The 9,031-nt window shown below is 68.1% G+C and carries 10 protein-coding genes; all 10 read left to right on the top strand.

Annotated features, from left to right (window positions below):
- A partial coding sequence (locus tag G6N75_RS04915) for a ComEC/Rec2 family competence protein (RefSeq protein WP_165347180.1) occupies positions 1–804 on the top strand: 804 nt, incomplete at its 5' end.
- 312 nt (positions 805–1,116) lie between these two features.
- Complete coding sequence (locus G6N75_RS04910) at positions 1,117–1,803, top strand: C-GCAxxG-C-C family protein (RefSeq protein WP_165347187.1); 687 nt, start codon at positions 1,117–1,119, stop codon at positions 1,801–1,803.
- A 197-nt stretch (positions 1,804–2,000) separates the two neighbouring features.
- Complete coding sequence (locus G6N75_RS04905; RefSeq protein ID WP_165347178.1) at positions 2,001–3,359, top strand: FAD-dependent oxidoreductase; 1,359 nt, start codon at positions 2,001–2,003, stop codon at positions 3,357–3,359.
- 17 nt (positions 3,360–3,376) lie between these two features.
- Positions 3,377–3,721 (top strand): hypothetical protein, encoded by a 345-nt coding sequence (locus G6N75_RS04900; RefSeq protein ID WP_165347176.1) that lies wholly within the window; start codon positions 3,377–3,379, stop codon positions 3,719–3,721.
- A 289-nt stretch (positions 3,722–4,010) separates the two neighbouring features.
- Positions 4,011–4,751 (top strand): C-GCAxxG-C-C family protein, encoded by a 741-nt coding sequence (locus tag G6N75_RS04895; protein ID WP_165347174.1) that lies wholly within the window; start codon positions 4,011–4,013, stop codon positions 4,749–4,751.
- An 83-nt stretch (positions 4,752–4,834) separates the two neighbouring features.
- The gene (locus tag G6N75_RS04890; RefSeq protein WP_165347172.1) at positions 4,835–5,785 is read left to right on the top strand and encodes a porin; all 951 of its coding nucleotides are present in this window, start codon (positions 4,835–4,837) and stop codon (positions 5,783–5,785) included.
- A gap of 147 nt (positions 5,786–5,932) precedes the next feature.
- Entirely contained in the window at positions 5,933–6,556 is a 624-nt protein-coding gene (locus tag G6N75_RS04885; RefSeq protein WP_165347170.1) for a MotA/TolQ/ExbB proton channel family protein, read from the top strand.
- Positions 6,556–6,972, top strand: coding sequence for a biopolymer transporter ExbD (locus tag G6N75_RS04880; RefSeq protein WP_165347168.1), 417 nt, complete (start codon positions 6,556–6,558; stop codon positions 6,970–6,972). The genes G6N75_RS04885 and G6N75_RS04880 overlap by 1 nt, the downstream gene beginning before the upstream one ends.
- Positions 6,969–8,750 carry a lipid A export permease/ATP-binding protein MsbA gene (gene msbA, locus G6N75_RS04875; RefSeq protein ID WP_346765494.1) on the top strand — a complete coding sequence of 594 codons (1,782 nt, stop codon included), beginning with the start codon at positions 6,969–6,971 and terminating at the stop codon, positions 8,748–8,750. The genes G6N75_RS04880 and msbA overlap by 4 nt, the downstream gene beginning before the upstream one ends.
- An 18-nt stretch (positions 8,751–8,768) precedes the next feature.
- Positions 8,769–9,031 (top strand): tetraacyldisaccharide 4'-kinase (locus G6N75_RS04870; protein ID WP_346765493.1); only part of this gene is annotated, 263 nt, incomplete at its 3' end.

Here is a 9,031-nt window from a genome sequence, read left to right as displayed (position 1 = left end):
GCGCCGCTGCTGTGGCCGGTGCCGGACCGACCGCCGCCCGGCGGGTTCGAGCTGCGGGTGTTCGACGTGGGCCACGGGCTGGCGGTGCTGGTGCGCACGCACCGCCGGGTCCTGCTGTACGACACCGGCCCGGCCTGGACCGGGAGCGCCGCGGCGGAGTGGACGGTGCTGCCGGCATTGCGCGCGCTCGGCGTCCGCCGGCTCGATGCAGTGGTGCTGAGCCACGGCCATGCGGATCACGTCGGCGGCTTCGAGATCATCCGGTCCCGTCTGCCGGGCGCGCCGGCGTGGGGTGGCCATGGCGCGGAGGACCTGGCCGGCAGGCCCTGCCGCGCGGGGCAGTCCTGGCACTGGGACGGCGTGCGCTTCACCATGCTGCATCCGCACGAGGGATTCCTCGGCGGTGCGAACGAAGGTTCCTGCGTGCTGCTCGTGGCTGGCCCCGGCGGGCGCGCCCTGCTGACCGGAGACATCGAGCGGCGGGGCGAGCGCACTCTGCTGCGTGCATCGCGCTCGCTCCGGGTCGACCTGGTCGTCGCGCCCCACCATGGCAGCAACACCTCCTCGGGCGCGCGCCTGGTGGCGGCGACGCGGCCGGCCGCGGTCGTGTTCTCCACCAACTGGAAAAACCGCTGGGGCTTCCCGGCCGAGCGGGTCGTGCGGCGCTGGCAGGCCGCCGGCGCACAACCGCTGTCGACCGAGCGCCACGGCGAACTCGTCTTCAGTTTTGCGCCCGGCGGGCCCGGCGCGCCGCGCCGGGGCCGGGGCCCGGGCTGTCCGCCGTGGCTGGACTGCGTGCGCTGACGGCGGCGTTCCATGCCGCGTGGGCTAGGTAGTTTTCCCTGCATGCAAATACGTAGCCGTTTCTCCGCATTTTCGGCCGGCCAGGCCAAAGGTAAGTTCTGCGCCACGCACGGTCGAGGGGACGCGACCGCGCCGTCGGTACGGAGGCCGACTCGGCTGTTGACACGCAATGTTGATCAACAACCATTTCAGAGGGCATACATCATGGGAGTTTCACGAAGAGAAGCGCTGGGCGTGATCGCCGGCGGGGTCGGCGTCGCAGTCGTGCTGGGGCACGGGGTTGCGGCGTAGGCGGCGCTCCCCAGCAAGCGCATCAAGCCTGAGCTGAACGAGAAGGGCAGCCTGAAGCACAATCCGCTGCCGTATGAGCCGGTAGACCCGGATTACGTCGGCCAGCTCGCCTACGACGCGTTCTACGAGGGCCGTTGCCAGTACGGCGTCACCGAGTCGATCGTCCAGGCGCTGTCCGAAAAGGTCGGCGGCCCCTACCTGACGTACCCGACTGCCGCCATGCGCTACGGCTCGGGCGGCGTGAACGGGTGGGCCACGCTGTGCGGCGCCTTCAACGGCGCGGCCTATACCATCCAGCTCATCTCGCCGGAGCCGAAGCCGATCATCGACGAGCTCTACATGTGGGGCGAGCGCACCGCGTTGCCCGACGTGGCCTTCACGCCGTCGAACGCCCGCTTCGAGATTACGCCGTCGGTCGCCAACTCGGTCATCTGCCATGCCTCGATCGCAGAGTGGACCAAGGCGTCCGGCCACAAGGCCTTCTCCAAGGAGCGCGATGACCGCTGCGGTCAGCTCACGGCTTCGGTGGCCCGCAAGGTCGTGATGATGTTGAACGACCAGCACGCCGGCAAGTTCGTGCCCGCTTTCGCGCTCTCCGAGGAGGTCCAGGAGTGCAGCGGCTGCCACCTGAAGGGCAGCCGCATGGAGAATACGCGCGGCAAGATGGAGTGCTACGCCTGCCACGCGGGCGTCCACGACAAGCAGTAAAGGAGTTCGCCTGACCATTGGCGGTCCGGGGGCTTCACCTCGTGCGGGGTGAAGCCCCTTCTCCTTTTGTGCGGCGTCGCCGCTGCAGCGTTGTTTGACCTTACTTCAAAAATAACTAATATGGCGCTGGAGTCGCCGGTCTTCAGGCGTCAACTTGTCGCCCCGGCGCCTCCTGGTCGCATGCAGGGGGGAGTGGCATGACGAGAGAAGTTGCTGGAATTCGGCATCCCGGGCAGCAGGTTGACGCTTCGCGGCGACGTTTCCTCGGCCAGGCCGGGCTGGGCGTGCTCGGCGCAGGCGTCTTGGGCTCCGGGCTGGCCTTCGGGTCGGATGGCCGCGTCATCAGCAGCTCGGCGCGCATCGTCATCGTCGGCGCCGGCGCGGCGGGGCTGGCCCTGGCGAACAGGCTGGACCGTTCGCTCGACGGGGCGCGCATCACCATCATCGACCGGCGCGAGCGCCACATCTACCAGCCCGGGCTGACGCTGGTGGCGACCGGCGCGTGGCCGACGGGCCAGGTGCTGGACGAGAACGCCCGGTACATGCCGCGCGACGTCGAATGGCTCAAGGCGAACGTGGCGGAGTTCGATCCGGACGCGAATTGCCTCTTCACCGACGAGGGGCAGCGGGTCGACTACGATTTCCTCCTCATCGCCACCGGGCTGCACCTGGATTTCGCTGCCATCGAGGGCATGAGCACCGAGCTCATCGGCCGCGAGGGCATCGGTTGCGTGTACGACAACCCCGAGCATGCGACCCGCACCTGGGCGATGATCGACGCGTTCACGGCGCAGGGCGGGGTGGGGCTGTTCACGCGCGGGCCGGGCGGCATCAAGTGCGCGGGGGCGCCGCTCAAGGTCACCATGCTGACCGAGGACCTGCTGCAACGGCGCGGCCGACGCGGTGCTGCCGAGCTGGTCTACAACTCGCCCGGCAAGGGCCTGTTCTCGCAGCCGGACATCAACGAATTCCTCAAGAGCCATTTTCCGGAGCGCGGTATCGGGCTCAACTGGAGCCACCGTCTCAAGGGCCTCGAGGCAGAGGCCCGGCGCGCCACTTTCGCTACCCCGGAGGGCGACGTGCGCCTCGACTACGACTTCATCCACGTCGTGCCCCCCATGCGCGCGCCGGACCCGCTGTTCAACAGCCCGCTGGCCTGGCAGGAAGGCCCGTTCGCGGACGACGGGCGCTGGCTCGAGGTGGACCGCTATACCCTGCGCCATCCCCGCTACCCGAACGTCTTCGGCGCCGGCGACTGTGTCGGCACGCCGATCGGCAAGACGGCGGCCAGCGTAAAGGCGCAGGTGCCGGTCGCGGCGCATAACCTGCTGCGCGTGCTGGCAGGCCGCGAGGAGGACGCGCGTTACAACGGCTACACCTCCTGCCCGCTGGTCACGGCGCGCGGCAGCGCGATGCTGGTGGAGTTCGATTACGAGCTCAAGATGGTGCCCTCGTTCCCGGTCATCGATCCGATGCGGGAGCAGTGGCTGCCCTGGGTGATGAAGGACCGGTTGCTGCAGGGCGCGTACAACGCCATGCTGCGCGGCCGGGTCTGACCGGGAGGACTGCAGAGATGGCATTTTCCCCGCTGGGTGTTTTCTCGGTCCTCCTCGAGGTCCTGCGGCCGTATCTCTGGCTGCTGCTGGTGGTGCTCCTGGTCGACCTCGCGCTGCTGGTGCTGGCGCTGCGCCGGCGCGGCGACTTCGCATGGCGCGGCTCGAGGCGCGTGGCGCTGTGGCTCGGCGCGGCGGCGGCGGTGCTGGCTTTGGTCGCGCTGCCTTACTTCACCGGCGCCACGCATGCGTCGCTGACCAGCTGGCTGGACTGGTTCGCCCTGGCTGCCGGCAGCGTCGGCATCGGCCTGGCCGTGGCCGTGCTCCTCTGGCCGCCGCTGCAACTGTTGCTGGGCCGCCGCTAGCACCAGCCTCCCGAACTTCCTGCTCTATTTGCTACCGGCTGCGACCGTCGCCGCCGGCGTTGTTGCGCTGCGAGTGAGAAGCAGTCTCATTATATGAGACTTAGGTAAATTTCCTACTACCGAAATACGCCCAACCCTTAGAAAATCCTGCTCGAAACGCTGGCAGGGGACTCTCTCCCACCGTTTCTCCGCGAGTCTTGCAAGTGGCTCGTCGGGCCATCACAAAGCTATTCAGGAGCGAGCGATGAAAGTTTCTAGAAGGGAGGCCTTGGGAGTCATTGCAGGTGGTGTGGGCGCTACGGTAGTGCTCGGGATGCGGGGGACCGATGCCGTCGCGGCCATTGAGAACCGCCCGCCGCCGGTACTCACCGAGAAGGGCACGCTGAAGCACCAGCCGCTGCCGTACGAACCGCTGGACCCCGTCTACGTCGGTAACCTGACCTACGAGGCCTTTTATCACGGGCATTGCATGTACAGCGTGGTCGAAGGCCTGGTGCGCGCCCTGTCCGAGAAGGTCGGCGGCCCGTACCTGACCTGGCCGACCGCGACGCTCGATTACGGTTTCGCCGGCGTCAACGGCTGGGGTTCGATCTGCGGCACGCTCAACGGCGCGGCCTACGCGCTGAATCTGATCTCCCCGAATCCGGGCCCGCTGATCGACGAGCTCTATGTCTGGTTCGAGCAGACTTCACTGCCGAACTTCGTGCCCGAAGGACCGAAGTTCGAGATCGAGGGCGCGGTGGCGAACTCGATTCTCTGCCACGTCTCCATCCTTGCGTGGACCAAGGCGAGCGGCCTCGGCGCCTTCACGCCCGAACGCAAGGACCGCTGCGGCCAGCTGGCGGCTTCGGTGGCCGTCAAGGTCACGGAACTGCTGAACGCCCAGGCTGCCGGCGAGTTCGTCCCGGCCTATCCGATCTCGGAAGAGACGCAGGAATGCCGCGGCTGCCACACGCAGAAGGCGAGCTACCTGGAGAACTCGCAGAGCAAGATGGACTGCTTCGCCTGCCACGAGAAGCATCCGCTGTAAACCGGTCCCCGGGCCAACAAGTCACGGGCTCGTCGCGGCTTCGCGCGGGCCCGTTTTCAAGCCTCAGCAAGGAAATCAGAGCCATGCAAAAGAGAAATGTACTGATTGCAGCGGGTGTGGCCGCCATTCTCGCCGCCCCCGTTTCGAGCGCCTTCGCGGCGGACGTGAAGTTCTCGGGCCGGGTGGCCCTCGATCTCGTTTTCGAGGACGAAGTCGAGAGCACGCGCTCCCTGAGCGACAACGGCACCGCGCGCTTCCAGATCGATGCCTCGCAGGAAGCAGGCGACCTCGTGATGTTCGGTCGCCTCGCGCTGGACATGCGGGATCGCGTCAAGAGCGACGGGCAGACCCGCTTCGGGCCGGAGTACCGCGACCGGTACATCGGCATCAAGGGCGGCTTCGGCAGCCTGCAGGCCGGCCGCATGGCCGGCGTCCTGAAGAACGCCGAGAAGGACCCGTACATCACCACCTTCCTGGAAGCGCGCAACACCGTCGCCGTCGGCGGCGGCAAGTACGGCTCGCAGAGTTTCGTCGACGACCTGCTGCAGTACTCCTATGACTTCGGCGCAGTCGGCATCAAGCTGCAGTACAACCCGACCACCGACGGCGCCGGCGATTCGGTCAACGACGCTGCCGTCATGTTCACCGGCAAGCTCGGCGGCTTCGACCTGTGGGCGGGCTGGAACAACGCCGGCGACAGCGACAACGACAACGTCAAGGTCGGCGCGAAGAGCAAGTTCGGCAAGTTCGCGGTGACGGCGCAGTACGAGATGCGGGACGGCTACGAAGACGGTGATCCGGCCAACCTGTTCGGCGACCGCGTGTTCCTGATGGGCGATCTGCCCTTCGCGAACGGCTACAGCGGCAACGCCGCCTTCGGCTCGAACCTCGACTCCGACGACACCTGGTACCGCCTGGCCATGACCAAGGCCCTGGCCAAGAATGCCAAGGTCTACACCGGCGTGACCTTCACCAGCGCGGACGTGGGCGAGGACGAGACGCTGTTCGGCGTCGGCGGCGAGCTGCGCTTCTGAGGCGCGAGCGGGGATCGCGGTCGCCCCCGGGGTGACCGCCGACCACGGACGGGGCCCTGCGGGGCCCCGTCTGCATTCAAGCCTGCAGTGGCCGCGGAGTGACACTTGCCGGTATCATCGCCGGCAGCCCTCAGGTCGCGAGACGTCATGATCGAAATCATCCGCGCCGGCGGGTGGCTGATGCTGCCCATCATCCTCTGTTCCATCCTCGCGGTGGCCATCACCCTCGAGCGGCTCTGGACTCTCCAGCGGCGGCGCGTGTTGCCGAAGGACCTGGTGACCCGCGTCTGGGAATGGGCCCGGGACCGGCAGCTGGACCGCAAGCACCTCGACATCCTGGCGGCGAACTCGCCGATGGGGCAGGTGCTGGCGGCCGGGCTTGCCAACCGCGGCCAGGACCGCGAGGTCCTGAAGGAGAAAGTGCAGGATACCGGGCGCCACGTCGTGCACGAGCTCGAGCGCTACCTCAACACCCTCGGCACGATCGCCGCCATCACGCCGCTGCTCGGCCTGCTCGGCACGGTGATCGGCATGGTCAAGGTGTTCACCGCCATCACCACCGCCGGCGTCGGCAACCCGGGCGTGCTCGCCGGGGGCATTTCCGAGGCGCTGATCACCACCGCGGCCGGCCTTTCCGTGGCCATTCCGACGCTGATCGCTTATCGCTACCTGCGCGGCCGGGTGGACGCGCTGGTGGTGGAAATGGAGAAGGAAGCCATGAAGCTCGTCGATGCGCTCCACCGCGGCGTGGCGCAGGAGCCGGCCGCCTGATGGACCTGCGTACCCGCCAGCGCGAAGAGCCGGAGATCAACCTGACGTCGCTGATCGACGTGGTGCTGTTGCTGCTGGTGTTCTTCATGGTGTCGACCAGTTTCATCAAGGCCACCGAGGTCCGCCTGCAGCTGCCGCAGGCCGATGCCATGCCGCGCGAGGAGCCGGCCCGTGAGATCGAGATCATCGTCACGGCCGCGGGCGACTACTTCGTCGACGGGCAGGAGCTGGTCAACCGCCGGCCCGAGACGCTGCAGCGCGCCCTGCAGCAGGTCGCGGGCGAGAGCCGCGAGCTGCCGGTCACGATTCGCGCGGATGCGCGCGCCAGCCACCAGTCCGTGGTCACGGCGATGGATATCGTCGGCCGGCTCGGCTTCGGCGAGATCCTGATCGCCACCGTCAGCGAGCCCGAGTGAGCCGCAGCCAGCCGAGTCCGCAGCCCGATGCTGCCGGCCGCGTATACCGGCGGTTGTGGGGCTATTCCGCCGCCTACCGCGGCATGTGGGCCGCGGCCCTCGTGGCCATGACCGTCTATGCGGGCAGCCAGACGGCCTTCGTCTACATCACCAAGCTGATCACGAACCAGAGCTTCGTCGATCGCGATATGGAGTTCGTCCGCTGGATGCCGTTGCTGATCCTCGGCATCTTCTTCGTGCGCGGCGTGGCCGACTATGTCGCGACCTACTCGATGAGCTGGGTCGGGCGGCAGGTGATCAAGCGCATGCGCGAGGAGGTGTTCGGCAAGTTCCTGGCGCTGCCGACGCGCTTCTACGACCAGAGTTCCTCCGGCGCCCTGCTATCGCGCCTGACCTTCAATATCGAGCAGGTGGCGCAGGCGGCGAGCCAGGTGCTGACGACGCTGTTCAAGGACATCCTGACCATCATCGGCCTCGTGGCCTACATGTTCTGGGTCAGTCCCCGGCTGTCGCTGTTCGTGCTGGTGGTGGGGCCGCTGATCGGCGTCGTCATCCGCAATCTTTCGCAGCGCTTCCGCCGTTACAGCACCCGCATCCAGAACTCCATGGGCGACGTGACGCAGGCGGCCGAGCAGGTGCTTGAAGGGCACAAGGTCGTCAAGGTCTTCAACGGCGAGGCGCACGAGATCGCCGGCTTCGAGCGGGTCAACGAGAACAACCGCAGGCTCAACATGAAGCTGGCGGGGGCCAAGGCCGCGAGCGCGCCGATCACCCAGCTGGTGGCGGCGATCGGGCTGTCCTCGGTGGTCTTCTTCGCCACCCGGGAAGATCTCTCGGGCGGCATGAACGTCGGCGAGTTCGTGTCCTTCATCGGCGCGATGCTGCTGATCATGGCGCCGCTCAAGCGCCTCACCAACATCAACGGCCCCCTGCAGCAGGGCGTCGCGGCCGGGCAGAGCATCTTCGAGCTGCTCGACGCGCCGGGCGAGGATCCGGGCGGCGACCGGCGCGTGGCCCGGGCGGTCGGCCACCTCGAGTTTCGCCAGGTGAGCTTTCTCTACCAGGCCGAAAAGGGCCAGGTGCTGCGCGGCATCGACCTCGTGGTGGCGCCGGGCGAGCGGCTGGCCATCGTCGGGCGTTCCGGCAGCGGCAAGAGCACGCTGGTGAGCCTGATCCCGCGGTTCTACGATCCGACCGAGGGCAGGGTGCTGCTGGACGGGCACGACCTGCGGGAGTACCGGCTCGACGACCTGCGGCGACAGGTCAGCCTGGTGAGCCAGGACGTCAAGCTGTTCGACGACACCATCCGGGCGAACATCGCCTACGGCGCGATGCGGGACGCGACCGAGGCGGAGATCGAGCAGGCGGCGCGCGCGGCCCACGTGCTGGAGTTCACCCAGCGCTTCCCCGACGGCCTCGACACCGAGGTCGGCGACCGCGGCGTCACGCTGTCGGGCGGGCAGCGCCAGCGGGTCGCCATCGCCCGGGCCCTGTTGAAGAATTCGCCGATCCTGATCCTCGACGAGGCGACCTCCGCGCTCGACACCGAGTCCGAGCGCCACATCCAGCAGGCGCTCGAGGCGCTGATGGCCAACCGGACCACGCTGGTGATCGCCCACCGCCTGTCCACCATCGAAAATGCCGACCGCATCGTGGTGATGGACCACGGGCGCATCGTGGAAACCGGCAGCCATGCGGAACTGATGGCGCGCGACGGCGCCTATGCGGCGCTCTATCGCATGCAGTTCGCCGGCGATGCGGCCGGCGCGGGGCGCTGACGCGTCGGCGCCCGGCCCGTGAAGACCACGCGCGAGCAGCGGCTCCTGGCCGCCTGGTACGAGGGGGCGCCGCCGCCGTTGTGGGCGCGCCTGCTCGAGCCTGTCTACCGTGCCGTCATCGCACTGCGGCGCGCCGCCTACCGGCGCGGCTGGCGGCATTCGGGACATCCGGGCGTGCCGGTGATCGTGATCGGCAACCTGACCGCGGGCGGCACCGGCAAGACCCCGCTCGCCATCTGGCTGCTCCAGGCGCTGGCCGCGCGGGGCCGGGCGCCGGCCCT

The sequence above is a fragment of the Thioalkalivibrio sp. XN8 genome (assembly GCF_011058255.1).
Classification (GTDB): Bacteria; Pseudomonadota; Gammaproteobacteria; order Steroidobacterales; family XN24; genus XN24.
Note: the sequence above shows the minus strand (reverse complement) of the source record. Positions and strands in the feature narration are given on the sequence as shown.